Source organism: Peribacillus sp. P4_D6 (genome assembly GCF_056401795.1).
This window is the reverse complement of the sequence record NZ_JBFUIQ010000031.1, coordinates 1-12,391: the sequence shown is the minus strand read 5'-3', so window position 1 is coordinate 12,391 and position 12,391 is coordinate 1. Positions and strand designations below refer to the sequence as shown.

The 12,391-nt window shown below is 37.6% G+C and carries 11 protein-coding genes and 1 pseudogene; 11 read left to right on the top strand and 1 reads right to left on the bottom strand.

Annotated elements, in window-relative coordinates; all coding sequences use genetic code 11:
• Positions 1 to 374 precede the first annotated feature (374 nt).
• The 10 genes and pseudogenes from AC1DVB_RS12095 to AC1DVB_RS12050 all read left to right on the top strand — a co-directional run bounded on the left by AC1DVB_RS12095 (position 375) and on the right by AC1DVB_RS12050 (position 10,816).
• Complete coding sequence (locus AC1DVB_RS12095) at positions 375 to 728, top strand: GNAT family N-acetyltransferase (protein WP_283928785.1); 354 nt, start codon at positions 375 to 377, stop codon at positions 726 to 728.
• Positions 729 to 1,334: 606 nt separating this feature from the next.
• Positions 1,335 to 3,015 (top strand): annotated as a pseudogene (locus AC1DVB_RS12090) (spore germination protein).
• A gap of 35 nt (positions 3,016 to 3,050) precedes the next feature.
• On the top strand, positions 3,051 to 4,229 hold the full coding sequence (locus AC1DVB_RS12085) for a Ger(x)C family spore germination protein (protein WP_454861451.1): 1,179 nt from the start codon (positions 3,051 to 3,053) through the stop codon (positions 4,227 to 4,229).
• Positions 4,230 to 4,235: 6 nt separating this feature from the next.
• Positions 4,236 to 4,469, top strand: a complete 234-nt coding sequence (locus AC1DVB_RS12080) for a hypothetical protein (protein WP_053535516.1) — start codon at positions 4,236 to 4,238, stop codon at positions 4,467 to 4,469.
• Positions 4,470 to 4,482: 13 nt separating this feature from the next.
• Positions 4,483 to 5,568 (top strand): GerAB/ArcD/ProY family transporter, encoded by a 1,086-nt coding sequence (locus tag AC1DVB_RS12075; protein WP_057277859.1) that lies wholly within the window; start codon positions 4,483 to 4,485, stop codon positions 5,566 to 5,568.
• Between the two features lie 191 nt (positions 5,569 to 5,759).
• Entirely contained in the window at positions 5,760 to 6,746 is a 987-nt protein-coding gene (locus AC1DVB_RS12070; protein WP_057277860.1) for an SIS domain-containing protein, read from the top strand.
• A 116-nt stretch (positions 6,747 to 6,862) separates the two neighbouring features.
• Entirely contained in the window at positions 6,863 to 8,149 is a 1,287-nt protein-coding gene (locus tag AC1DVB_RS12065) for an ABC transporter substrate-binding protein (protein WP_477589410.1), read from the top strand.
• 41 nt (positions 8,150 to 8,190) lie between these two features.
• Entirely contained in the window at positions 8,191 to 9,069 is an 879-nt protein-coding gene (locus tag AC1DVB_RS12060; RefSeq protein ID WP_034307788.1) for a carbohydrate ABC transporter permease, read from the top strand.
• 86 nt (positions 9,070 to 9,155) lie between these two features.
• Positions 9,156 to 9,962 (top strand): carbohydrate ABC transporter permease, encoded by an 807-nt coding sequence (locus AC1DVB_RS12055; RefSeq protein ID WP_226990416.1) that lies wholly within the window; start codon positions 9,156 to 9,158, stop codon positions 9,960 to 9,962.
• Between the two features lie 17 nt (positions 9,963 to 9,979).
• Positions 9,980 to 10,816, top strand: a complete 837-nt coding sequence (locus AC1DVB_RS12050) for a PfkB family carbohydrate kinase (RefSeq protein WP_057277863.1) — start codon at positions 9,980 to 9,982, stop codon at positions 10,814 to 10,816.
• 38 nt (positions 10,817 to 10,854) lie between these two features.
• On the opposite strand, the gene AC1DVB_RS12045 is transcribed toward AC1DVB_RS12050, so the two are convergent.
• Positions 10,855 to 11,613 carry a GntR family transcriptional regulator gene (locus tag AC1DVB_RS12045; protein ID WP_057277864.1) on the bottom strand — a complete coding sequence of 253 codons (759 nt, stop codon included), beginning with the start codon at positions 11,611 to 11,613 and terminating at the stop codon, positions 10,855 to 10,857.
• Positions 11,614 to 11,930: 317 nt separating this feature from the next.
• Here AC1DVB_RS12045 and AC1DVB_RS12040 point away from each other — a divergent pair.
• Positions 11,931 to 12,391: M14 family zinc carboxypeptidase (locus AC1DVB_RS12040; protein ID WP_477589407.1), on the top strand; the 461-nt coding region annotated here is incomplete at its 3' end.

The window sequence follows — 12,391 nt, the reverse complement described above, 5'->3', positions numbered from 1 at the left end:
GAATTACGTCCAAGAGAAAGTAATTTAATTCCTTAGTCCCGAACCTTAATGGTTTAGGAACCGTATATTGTTTTAACTATGGCCTAACTTTTCAGTCATTCCTCATAGTACTTGATAGGGACCTTCTTGACTTTCCTGGAAGATATTAATTGCACTGAACGTGTACATTTCCTTTGATATGGCACAATTCTTGCAAATGATTTATTGGTATATCTAATATTTAGAGAAAGGAAGAAGAACTGTTGGACATATTGAAAAATATTTAAGCTCTAGGTTATCAAGCATATTTGATAGGCTTAAATGTCAGAAACTTAATCCGGATTCATAAAGGGCAAGGCGAAGCGGTTAAAATTAAAATGTTAGGAGAAATTAGTATGAAAATACCAGTGGAAAATATAGTGGAGTTAACTGTAGAACATCAATTTTTACAGGCTTTTCCTATATTGAGTCAGTTACGTACAGATTTGACTTTAAAGGAATATCTAGATTTATTAAATGATATGCGTAAGGAGGGTAAACGGTTATTTGCTTTATATCATGATACAAGCATTGTAGCATTAGCAGGTATTAGCTGGCGTGAAGATTCATATAATGAACGCTATGTTTATGTACAAGATTTGGTTACTGATGTAAATCATCGTCCTAGTGGCCTTGGATTTAATCTGCTCAGTTATATACATAATTGGGCAAAAGAACAAGGAGCTGAATATATTACATTGGAAGCTTGAAATCGGCGCCTTGTCACCCATATTAGGATGGGGAAGAGGACTTATTGGGCGTAGTCTTTTTATCGTACATATGTACCGGAAATGAAATGTTGCGACTTCAAGAGTGTTGGGGAAATGGGGACAAAACAATTATGAAGTTGAGTTTGGAAATATACTTGGAATGAAAACAAGTTGAAGGAAAAAGCTCTTTACTCCCTAATTCTTGCCATCCAAAAATTAGTTGAAAGCTTTTAAAAACTCTGTGGAAATCTGCAGGGTTTTTTTTTGCTCTAAACCATCCCTTTTTCTGTCAATTTAGTCCAATAATGGATTATGCGAATATTGGCAATCTATGCATTTACTCATAGAATGCTTTTATACATAATTTCCAATGGATTTGATTTAGATTGTGCACTCTGCCGAAAGGCAAATTTTTTCCGAGTTTGAAAAGATGGCGGGAAGTGGTTGATAACAATCGTGGATTTAAGGGAAAAAGTGAAATTTTGATAAAAGATTATCATGTATATAATGTTTTTTGCACAGCGATTTATTTTACATACATGGATATAATTGCAGCGAAGGTGAAAACCTAATTTTAACAAGCTTTTGGTTATGAGGGGGTTAGCAATGAAATCTCGAGTTCCTATCCCATTGAGGAAGTTAATTGAAGATAAACAATCGGTGAAAAATAAAAAACAACTAGAGGACCTGAATCAAAGCGAAAATCCAAACTCCAGCAAAACCAAAAATCAAAACCAAAATTCAGTTACATCCCAAAACAGAAGTAAGGACTCAAAGAATCATCAAACAAAACTTATATCCCCTGATCTTCAATATAATATAGACCATATTAAGAAAACGTTAGGAAATAGTTCAGACATCGTTATAAGGGTTTTCCAAGCAGGTAAAAATGGGGAAATTAAATTAGGCATCATTTACACAGAAGGATTAACGGATTCAGCTTCCATCCAGGATTTAATCCTCGACACTTTGATGGTTGAAATTCGGAACTCTGACTTGGAAGTAGCGGTCCCTGATTGTTTTGAAATGATAAAATCACATACTCTTCCTGTAGGGGGAATAGTGGAAATAACTGATTTTCAAAAGCTTTTTAACCATGTTTTATCGGGAGACACGATCTTATTGATGGACGGCTCCCCAAAAGGATTGGCACTCGGCTCAAGAGGTTGGGTCGATCGCGGAGTTCAAGAACCTTCCTCCCAAACAGTAGTAAGAGGGCCAAAGGATGGGTTTACTGAAACACTGCGAACAAATACTGCTTTAATAAGACGGAGAATAAAAGATCCTAACTTATGGCTTGAAACAAAGCAGATTGGAGAAAAAACGCAAACAGACGTTGCGATTATGTATTTAAAAGGTGTTGCCAATGATAAAACGGTTTCAGAGTTGCAAAGCCGGTTAAATCGAATCAATATAGATGCGATTCTTGAGAGTGGATACATTGAAGAGCTTATCCAGGATGAAGTATACACTCCATTTCCAACTGTTTATAATACGGAGCGTCCTGATGCTGTAGCCGCTGCCATTTTAGAAGGAAGGATTGCGATAATGGTTGACGGAACGCCGTTTGTCCTTATCGTTCCAGCACTGATGGTGCATTTTTTCCAGTCCAGTGAAGACTATTATCAACGGGCAGATATTGCCACATTAATTCGAGTATTACGGTATTTATCCTTTTTCCTAGCTTTGCTAACACCGTCACTTTATGTAGCTGTCTCGACTTTTCATCAAGAAATGCTTCCTACTCCATTACTCATAAGTCTAGCTTCACAACGAGAGGGAGTTCCTTTTCCTGCTTTTGTGGAGGCGATGCTGATGGAGGTAGTGTTTGAAATTTTGCGTGAGGCAGGTGTGAGGATGCCTAGGGCAATCGGTTCATCCATTTCCATCGTTGGTGCATTAGTTATCGGACAGGCTGCTGTGGAAGCAGGGTTCGTTTCAGCAACAATGGGTTATCATCGTGTCCTTAACAGCCATCTGCAGCTTTGTGTTCCCAGCCAATAGTATGGCCAGCGCTTTTCGGATGCTTCGATTCTTGTTTATGATCCTTGCCGCTACATTTGGACTATACGGGATCATTTTGGGGCTGATCGTGATGGTCCTGCATTTAAATAGCTTACGATCTTTTGGTTTACCATATTTAGCTCCAAATGCACCATTCATTTTACAAGATCAAAAAGACAACATCATTCGTATGCCGCATTGGTCATTATTAAAGCGGCCTAGATTGATCAGTAAAAATGATACAGACAGAGGAGATGTCAGTTCTCCAAAACCACCTAGATAAAATGATGAGATTATGAGGGTTTTACGAAGAAAAAAATGCTAAAGGTATTTTTAATGTTACCTATAATTTGTTTATCCGGCTGTTGGAGCAGCATTGAGTTGAATGAACTTGCCATCGTTACTGCCATGGGAATTGATAAAACGGAAGATGGGTATCTTGTATCCGTCCAAGTTCTGAATTCGAGCGAGCTGGCAGGTGATGCCAGGTCCGGGCGCACGGAAGTTGTAACCTTCAGGAAAAGCGGTGCAACCATTGCTGAAGCAATAAGAAGCCTATCAACTGATGTACCAAGGAGGTTATATGTCGCACATCTTCGAGAAATTGTCTTTGGTGAGGAAATGGCCAGGGCAGGAATTGCAAAGCCTCTGGATGTCCTTTCCCGGCAAAAGGAGTTGCGTTCCGATTTCTATATGACCGTTGCGAAGGGTTCAACTGCTTATGATACGCTTAATGTGCAAACGGCCCTTGAAAAAATACCGGCAAATAAAGTTTTTGACTCCTTGGAAAATTCAGAGACAAGATGGGCGCCGACAAGGACGGTCACTTTGGATGAGCTGGTCAGCAGTATCGTCAGCAAAGGCAGACAGGCCATGCTAACGGGGATTCTAGTTTATGGTGATCCCGAATCCGGAAGCAAGGTTACGAATGCACAAAATATCTCCCCGAAATCCGGTTTGCGATTGGATTATCTTGGAGTATTCAAGAAGGATAAACTTGTCGGCTGGTTAAACAGGAACGACAGTAAAGGTGTTAGTTACATTACAGATCATGTTAAGTCCACTGCGGTAAACATACCATGTGAAGGTGAGCAAATTACGGTCAACACGACTAGTTCAAAAACGAAAATCAAGGGGAAAGTGAAAAACGGAAATCCGAAAATTGATATAAATGTAACGTCAGAAGGGAGTATAGGTGAAGTTGAATGCACTATCGATTTAACCAAACCTGAAAAAATCGAAGAATTGAATAAAAGATACGCAAAAGACATTAAGGATAAAATAGAAGGATCGATAAAAACGCTTCAAACGAAGTATCGAAGTGACATCTTCGGTTTTGGTGACGAAATTCATAGAACCGATCCCAAAGAATGGAAGCGTTTAAAAGGAAATTGGGATCAGGAATTCGCAAATTTGGACGTGAATGTATCGGTTGAAGCAAAGATTCGCAATTTAGGAACGATATCAGAATCCTTTCAAAAAGAAATCGAGGAGTAAAGACCAATGTGGGCAATTATTGGAACAGTTTGTACTGGAGCTATTATTTCATTTTTCGAAATACCGCCTCTTATTAAAAAGAAATGCTGGAAGGAAATTGTCATTTTTATTTTATTGCTGTTAGTTGGCATGACATTGAGTATTTTAATAATCAAGGATATTACCATTCCCACCCCTATCGACTGGATAACGAAAATATATAGTCCACTCGCTCATTTCATGGATCGCATTTTATCCTAGGGAGGAATGGAATATGCTTGAAAAAGGAAAAATCAGCTCTGGTGAATTTCTTATAATGGTCATCATATTCACCATTGGAGGAGCGATACTTACTTTACCTTCCGTACTAGTTTCATTAGCAAAACAGGATGGCTGGATTGCTTATATTATAGCTACTCTCATCGGGTTATGTTTCGTTCTGTTATTTACCCGGCTCGCCTTACTTTACCCATCCATGAATTATATAGAAGTTAATGAAAAAATATTTGGGATATGGATCGGGAAGATCTCGGCACTGCTTTTCCTATTATATTTATATTACCTTTCTTCAGCGTTACTTAGTGAAATTGGGAATTTTTTTTCAACAGAGGTTCTGGTTGAGACACCTATGGAAATGATTATGATCTTGTTTATATTAACAAGCTTATTTGGTGCAAGGCTAGGATTGGAAGTCATCTGCCGAACGGCATTAATCTTTTTCCCTTGGCTTGTACTGCTGCTTTTCATATTATTCGTGTTTCTTATCCCGGACATCAAAATCGATAATATGCAACCTGTATTTGAAGAAGGCATGAAACCGATAATGAGGGGATCATATCACTCTTTAGCCCTGCCTTATGTTCAGCTTGTTTTCTTTTTAATGATCACTCCATATGTACATGAAAAGGGTGAAATGAAGAAAAGCTTTTATTTAGGGACCATATTAGGTGGCGGCGTTCTATTCTTAGTGATCATTTTCTGTATCCTTGTTTTGGGTGCTGATAATACAGCAAGATTAACCTACCCTTCGTATAAACTGGGAATGAGGATAAGCATTGGTGATTTTTTTGAAAGGGTCGAGGTCATTGTAGCCTTCATATGGGTTTTTACAGAGTATTTTAAGTTGACCATATGCTTTTATGGACTCGCCTTGGGACTAGCACAATTGATGGGACTGCAAAATTACAAAATACTTCTATTCCCATTAGCTTTTCTAATTCTCACGTTTACCATCTTTTCGCATCCCGATCTTGTGCATTATCAACACTTTATGGCTACAGCTTGGACACCATTATCCTTAACGATTTGTTTTATTATGCCATTGTTATTATTAACAGTTGGGAAAATTAGGGGAAGGTAAGGGGGCGTCACTTGTTCAGGTGGACATTACTTACATCTGGAAAAAATTTACCATGAAAATTTTGATGGGACATGGAAATGGAGTAAATAAAATATTCGGACAAATCCATTGACTAAAGAAAGCTGATGATTTAATATAACAATATATAACATTACATAATGTTGTATATCAAATATTAAAGGAGTGGGAAAATGAGTAAATCGGTTATGAATGTAAAAAGTAATGTAAAAACAGTATTGGATCAATTAAAGGGTAAGAAAATTAACAATATTTATTTGGTAGCATGCGGGGGATCTTCTGCCATTATGTATTCAGCTAAGTATATACTGGATCGTGAAGCTAAAAATATAACCTCCGATCTGTATAGTTCAAATGAGTTTATACATCGCAATCCACAACATCTAGGGAAGGAATCTTTAGTCATTTTATGCTCGATGTCCGGAACAACTCCTGAAACAGCTGAAGCGGCTAAGTTTGCAAAAAGTAAAGGTGCCTTTACAGTGGCATTAACGAACGAACCAGCATCACCATTGGCCCAAAATGCGGACCTTTATATTAAATATGAATGGGGGAACGGTGTAAACGCCTTCGATACAAACCTCAGTGTTTTATATCAATTAGTTTTTGGTGTACTTCATATGGCGGAAAACAATGAAAAGTTCGGAAAACTGGTATCAAGTTTGGAGAACTTACAGCCAGTGTATGAAAAAGCCCTGGAGCAAGAAGCTTCCAATGCAAGGGTATTCGCACAATCTCATGCAAAAGAACCTGTTATCTATACAATGGCAAGTGGTTCAAACTATGGGACAGCCTATTCTTTCAGCATTTGTATCTTAATGGAAATGCAATGGATACACTCACATGCCATTCATGCTGGTGAGTACTTCCATGGACCATTCGAAATTATTGACGAAAATGTACCGTTTATCATTCTATTGGGATTGGATGAAACAAGACCATTGGAAGAAAGAGCATTATCTTTTTCTCAGCGTTATGGCAAAAAGCTAACGGTGTTAGATGCAAAACAGTATGATCTTGATGGTATTGATGAAGAAGTAAAAGGATATATTGCACCGCTTATCTTAAATCGTGTATTACGTCAATATGCAGATGAATTAGCGGAAGCGCGTAATCATCCCTTAAGCAAAAGGCGTTATATGTGGAAAGTAGAATACTGATAGCTAGAGAAAACTTAATATTCTGTATATTTTATTTGCGAATTATACTATAATGTTTTATAACATTATAGTATAATTTCCTGATGATAAAAGCATTTATAAAAAGGAGGGTATTCATGAGAAAAACAAAACTTATATTCGCATCATTTTTAAGTTTATCTTTAATGCTTGGGGGATGTTCTGGTGAAAGAACATCTTCAGAATCAGAAGTTGGAAAAACCACCTTAACATTTTTCCATAGGTGGCCAAAGGAACCGGAAAAAACTTACTTTAATGAAGTTGTAAAAGAATTTGAAAAACAAAACCCCGATATCCATATTAAAACCGAAGCAGTCCTAAACGATTCGTATAAAGACAAAATTAAAGTAATGACAGGTACAAATAATCCACCTGATATTTATTTCTCTTGGAGTAATGAATTTGCCAGTCAGTTTGTGCGAGGCAATAAAGCTTTGGATTTAACTTCTTATTATAAAAACGATCCGACATGGTCTTCTCAACTCGTTCCATCCCAAGTCAAACCATATACATTTAATGATAAGGTGTATGGTGTCCCCGTAACAATGGATGGGAAAATGTTTTTCTATAACAAGGATGTCTTCGAAAAATTGAACATACACCCACCTAAAACCTGGAATGATTTTATCGATGTATTAAAAGTGTTAAAAAAGAATAACTACACAGCTCTTCAATTCGGCAGTCAAGATACTTGGACAATTTCCCATTATGTGGGCACATTGAATCAACGTCTGGTTAGTCCGGAAGTGCTGGCAATGGATTATAATCGAAAAACCGGAAAATTCAAGGATGACGACTACATAAAAGCGCTTAAGAAATTCCAAGAGTTGTTACCTTACTTTAATGAGAATACTAATTCAATAGATCATGAATATGCAAGGCAGCAATTTTCAAATGGTAAAGCACCTATGTTTTATGCAGAAACGGCAGAGATCAAGTTATTTGGACCCACTAAGTTTGAACTTGGAATGTTTAACTTCCCTGAGGTAGAAGGAGGAAAGGGTAATCAAACAAATCTTACGGGATCGCCTGAAGGCTTTATGGTTTCTTCCAAGACAAAGCATCCCAAAGAAGCGATGGAGTTTTTAAAGTTTCTAACCACTAAACATATGGGAGAAAAACTAGTCACTGATGTGGGCAAGTATAGTGCAGTTAAAGATACGGTGAATGAAAATAATTCTTCCCCGGAACAGCTGGAAGCGGTTCAAAGCATATTAAACACAGAAGAAATGGCCCCGTGGTTTGACATGAGCATCGATGCGCGTATTGCAGATGCCTATTTAACCGGAACACAAATGATGTTAAATGGAGATAAAACACCTAAACAAATTATGCGTGATGTTCAAAAAGCTGCTGATACCGTTAGATTTGAAGCGGGGAAATAAGGGAATTCATTTTTCCGTTTTATTAAGGGAGTGATATTTTAATGATAAAACCCGATAAATTTGTACCTTATCTATATCTTCTTCCAGCCTTAGTTTTTTTATTGCTTGTTTATATTCCCATTTTCCAGAATATTGGCGATAGTATGTATAATTGGAGTACATTTTCACCAGATAAAGCATTTGTAGGGATGGATAACTACTTTACTTTATTTAAAGATCCCGTATTTTATGAAGCTTTAAAAAATAATATTCTTTATGCTGTCATTTCGATTGTTTTCCAGGTTTTTGGAGGGTTAATTGTTGCAGCCGTTTTAGAAGATAAATTAATCCGTAAATTTTCACCTATATTTCGCACAGTCTATTTTTTGCCGGTCGTCGTTTCAATGACAGTCATCGCATTGCTGTTTTCATTTTTTTACAACCCGGAAGTAGGGTTGTTAAATCAGTTTCTTAAAATGATTGGATTGAATAATTTAGCACTGCCATGGTTGGGTGATAGTGAAACGGCAATCTATGCAGTCATTGCTGTCTCACAGTGGCAATCAATTGGTTATATAGCCATGCTATATATCGTATCCATTCAAAAAATTTCACCTGAACTATATGAAGCAGCTGAAATGGATGGAGCGAATAAAATAAAAACGTTTTTTCACATTACGGTTCCAGCAACAAAGGAAATGACATTCGTCGCCGTAATATTAACATTGACAGGTGCCTTTACAGTGTTTAATGAGCCATATATCTTAACCGGAGGGGGACCGGGAACTTCTTCGGAAGTCCTGAGTACCTATTTATATAAAACGGCTTTTTCAAAAGATATGATGGGATATGCTTCTGCCATAGCAACGGTTATCTTAATTATTACGTTACTTATTTCTCTTGTTCAAATGAAAATATTTAAAACGGGAAAGGAGGACTAATAATGGAGATGCCTAAATCAACGATCGGAGTACCGGAATTAGTTGTGGAAGATCTAGAGTATGCAAGGAAAAGAAAAACCTATAATATGAGAATAGCCCTTGTTTATGCAGGTTTGATCGCCTACTTTCTTGTTGTTGCATATCCCTTATTATGGATGGTCATCAGTTCCTTCAAAAGCACAGAGGAAATTTTTAACCATAGTTGGTCACTTCCTCATACATGGTTGTTTGAAAATTATGTTACAGCTTGGAATAGTGGGATTTCTTCCTACTTTTTAAATAGTGTCATGGTTACTGGCATGACTTGTATGCTAACGGTTTTAGTAAGTGCGTTAGGTGCATACGGATTATCTCGCTTCGATTTTCGTGGAAAGGCTTTCATTTTGGTCATATGCTTAGGCGGTTTGATGCTATCTCCCCAAGTAAGCCTGATCCCTTTGTATAATATCATTCAGAAGCTTGGGATATATAACACCCATTGGGCGCTAATCTTACCTTATGTAGCATACAGAATTCCGCTAACCATCTTGTTGATTCGTGCCTACTTCCTGTCCATTCCGAAAGAACTGGAAGAAGCTGCCCGGCTGGATGGGTGCACAAACCTTGGAATCCTTTTTAGGATTTTCATACCCATGAGTAAACCTATTTTATTAACGACGGTAATTTTAACAGCTTACTATACATGGAATGAATTCATGTTCGCCATCATCTTTATAGATGATGATAGTTTACGTACGATACCTGCCGGTTTAATGCAATTCCGAGATGCATTGCAAACCGATTGGGGAGTGTTGCTTTCTGGATTAACGATTTCAGCGGCACCTATCGTCATTTTATTTTTATTCATGCAGAAGTATTTTATCCGTGGAATTGCTAGTGGAAGTGTAAAATGATAACAGGGGGAACAGGCATGAAGCTAATTGGAATTGGGGATAACGTAGTAGATTATTATAAAGACCAAGGAAAGATATATCCCGGCGGCAATTCATTAAACGTGGCAGTCATGTACAATCGTTTAAATGATGAGCAATCTTCATATATTGGCATTGTAGGAAATGATGGGGCGGCAGACCATGTGTTGGAGGTATTGCAAAAGGAAAAGATGGAGATTAGTAGAGTAAGACAAGCGGTAGGAGAGAACGGTATGGCCGTCGTCGCGTTGGATAAGGACGGGGACCGAATTTTCATTGGTTCCAATAGAGGGGGAATTCAATCCAGATTGGGGATTGTACTGAATGACAAGGATTTGAATTATATTCGGCAACACGACCTTCTTCATACAAGTGTTTATAGCCATATAGAGCATAACCTCCCATCATTAAGCCAACTCATTGACATTTCTTTTGATTTTTCGACAAATCAAGAGGAACACTATTTACAAAAAGTTTGTCCGTATGTGACATATGCATTTTTTTCAGGAAGTAATTTAAACACTGCAGAGTGCCATGCACTGATTCAAAAGGTGCATTCGTTCGGCTCAAAAGTGGTATGTGTTACTCGTGGGGAAAAGGGAGCACTCTTATCAATTGAAAATCAATTATATGAACAAGCTATTATCCAAACCAAAGTTGTAGATACATTGGGGGCGGGAGATTCATTTATTGCTGGTTTTCTCTCATCGTATGTCCAAGGGCAAGATGTAAATAAAGCTTTACAAAAAGGAGCTTTAGCTGCCTCCCAAACCTGCCAGGATTATGGAGCTTTTGGGTATGGTAAAGAATATATTCCTGACCATATGCTGGTTTAACATGATTTATAGATGGAAAAAGGTAACGAGATCCCGGATTAGGAGGGGGATTCGTTACCTTTTTCTTGCGACATGGAACTATCAATCGTAAAGGTCACGCGATTGGCAGGATAATATAAGAAGGAGGAATGGATGGGCTGCTTCTTTGCGTCATATGCCACTTTCTCCACTTTGAAAAGGGGATCTCCCACTTCGCACTCTAAAAATTTTGCTTCATCTGCATTTGCCAATACCATATTTAAAAGTTTCGTGTTATGAACAGGAGTTATATTATATTTATGCTTTATGATGTCATACATGGAAACGGAGTTATGGACATGTTCATTTAAATTAGGCAGAACCTTTAAGGAATAATGAGAAATTTCCAAGGTGAGAGGTTGATTATCATAGTATAAGATCCGTTGTAATTCAAGAACATCACTTTCAGGAGTAATCTCCAAGGATTTAGAAATATTAGCCGGTGCGGGTATGATCCCAAATGAAAGGATTTTAGTTTGAGGTATCTTCCCTAATTCTGACATATATTCAGCATGACCGTTAACAGCAAATAGTTCCCTTTTTACTTTAGGATATTGGACAAATGTTCCCTTTCCTTGTTGGCGTATTAGAAGACCCTCTTCCACCAAGTCCAAAACCGCTTTTCTAACAGTAATGCGACTTACTCCATATATCTCACATAATTCTGTTTCGGTTGGTAATCTTTCGCCAGGAGAGTAAATCCCTTTGTTTATATCTTCAATAATAGATTGTTTCAATTGCATATATAATGGCGTAGAACTATGAGTGTTGAGTTTCATGTTTTCCCCTTTCTCTTATTTTTTCTTTTATTATAACGTAATGTGATGTTATAGTACAAATCATCAATTCGACTAAATGCATAGCCAATATATATATGGTTAAAGGCATCCGGCAACAACGATCGTTGTTGTGGGAAAATATGCATTTTTGCACTAACATAAAAAGATTATATTTTAGTGCAGCTCCCAACTTTTAGCTCAAGCCAGTGGCAGCATCTTAAAATAGCCATAATACGACATCAAATTCCAACATATTTCTACTTTTMCATTTTGTATAATGAGATAGAAAAATATTTTTAGGGAGTGATTGTTGTCATATGAAAAACAGGAAGGTTATTTCAACTCTGGGAGTTGCCGTTTTATCGGCGAGTATTGCGGCACCAGCATTTGCAGCTAATGAAACATCCCCGGGAACACCCATTCAACAAACTTATTCGGTTTCAGGTTTTACAGATCATGCTGAACTAGGGAAAAAGCTAGAACAAATTGCGAGTGATAGCCAAGGTAAAGTAAAAGTGGAGGTAGCTGGATATTCCAATAGACATAGAGAAATCTATAAAGCAACCGTAGGAACTGGCGACAAAGTCGTTTTCATTCAAAGTGAGATCCATGGGAATGAGAAAACTGGTACGGATGCCATCTTGAATATCTTGAAGTTTTTGGGGACCAACTCACCTGAAGCGGAAAAAATTCGTAAAGAAATTACCTTGGTAGCTTTGCCTAAAATGAATCCCGATGCCGCTGAATTGAACCGTCGCGGAAATGATATGACCTGGGC

Coding starts and splice junctions, on each gene's coding strand:
- AC1DVB_RS12075 (WP_057277859.1), top strand. CDS start 4,483: ATGCTTGAAAAAGGAAAAATCAGCTCTGGTGAATTTCTTATAATGGTC.
- AC1DVB_RS12085 (WP_454861451.1), top strand. CDS start 3,051: ATGCTAAAGGTATTTTTAATGTTACCTATAATTTGTTTATCCGGCTGT.
- AC1DVB_RS12095 (WP_283928785.1), top strand. CDS start 375: ATGAAAATACCAGTGGAAAATATAGTGGAGTTAACTGTAGAACATCAA.
- AC1DVB_RS12080 (WP_053535516.1), top strand. CDS start 4,236: ATGTGGGCAATTATTGGAACAGTTTGTACTGGAGCTATTATTTCATTT.
- AC1DVB_RS12065 (WP_477589410.1), top strand. CDS start 6,863: ATGAGAAAAACAAAACTTATATTCGCATCATTTTTAAGTTTATCTTTA.
- AC1DVB_RS12050 (WP_057277863.1), top strand. CDS start 9,980: ATGAAGCTAATTGGAATTGGGGATAACGTAGTAGATTATTATAAAGAC.
- AC1DVB_RS12060 (WP_034307788.1), top strand. CDS start 8,191: ATGATAAAACCCGATAAATTTGTACCTTATCTATATCTTCTTCCAGCC.
- AC1DVB_RS12055 (WP_226990416.1), top strand. CDS start 9,156: ATGAGAATAGCCCTTGTTTATGCAGGTTTGATCGCCTACTTTCTTGTT.
- AC1DVB_RS12070 (WP_057277860.1), top strand. CDS start 5,760: ATGAGTAAATCGGTTATGAATGTAAAAAGTAATGTAAAAACAGTATTG.
- AC1DVB_RS12045 (WP_057277864.1), bottom strand. CDS start 11,613: ATGAAACTCAACACTCATAGTTCTACGCCATTATATATGCAATTGAAA.